This window comes from Herbaspirillum rhizosphaerae (assembly GCF_046025915.1).
Lineage (GTDB): Bacteria > Pseudomonadota > Gammaproteobacteria > Burkholderiales > Burkholderiaceae_D > Herbaspirillum > Herbaspirillum rhizosphaerae_A.
The window spans coordinates 1-617 of record NZ_JAQQFR010000037.1; the positions used below are offsets into that span (position 1 = coordinate 1).

Annotated in this window: 1 protein-coding gene; it reads left to right on the forward strand. The window is 59.6% G+C overall.

What is annotated here, in order from left to right:
• The coding region (ilvC, locus tag PQR63_RS23605; RefSeq protein WP_408170729.1) for a ketol-acid reductoisomerase at window positions 1-617 on the forward strand (617 nt) is incomplete at both ends.

The window sequence follows — 617 nt, forward strand, 5'->3', positions numbered from 1 at the left end:
CAAGGCCACGCGCACGCGCAAAACCTGAATGACTCCGGCTGTAAAGTCACCGTTGCGTTGCGCAAGGATGGCGCATCGTGGAACAAGGCGAAGAACGCCGGTCTGAACGTTGCCGAAGTCAACGAAGCGGTCAAGGGCGCCGACGTCATCATGATCCTGCTGCCGGATGAAAACATCGGCCAGGTCTATGCAGAAAACGTTGCACCGCACGCCAAGCAAGGCGCGACTGTCGCGTTCGCACACGGCTTCAACATTCACTACGGTCAAGTCGTGCCACGCGCCGATCTGGACATCATCATGATCGCACCGAAGGCCCCTGGCCACACTGTGCGTTCGACCTACACCCAAGGCGGCGGCGTGCCCCACCTGATCGCTGTGTATCAAGACAAGTCCGGCACCGCCCGTGACGTCGCCTTGTCGTACGCAACCGCCAACGGCGGTGGCCGTGCCGGCATCATCGAAACCAACTTCCGCGAAGAAACCGAAACCGACCTGTTCGGCGAACAAGCGGTGTTGTGCGGCGGTACCGTCGAACTGATCAAGGCTGGTTTCGAAACACTGGTGGAAGCCGGTTACGCACCAGAAATGGCGTACTTCGAGTGCCTGCACGAACTGAA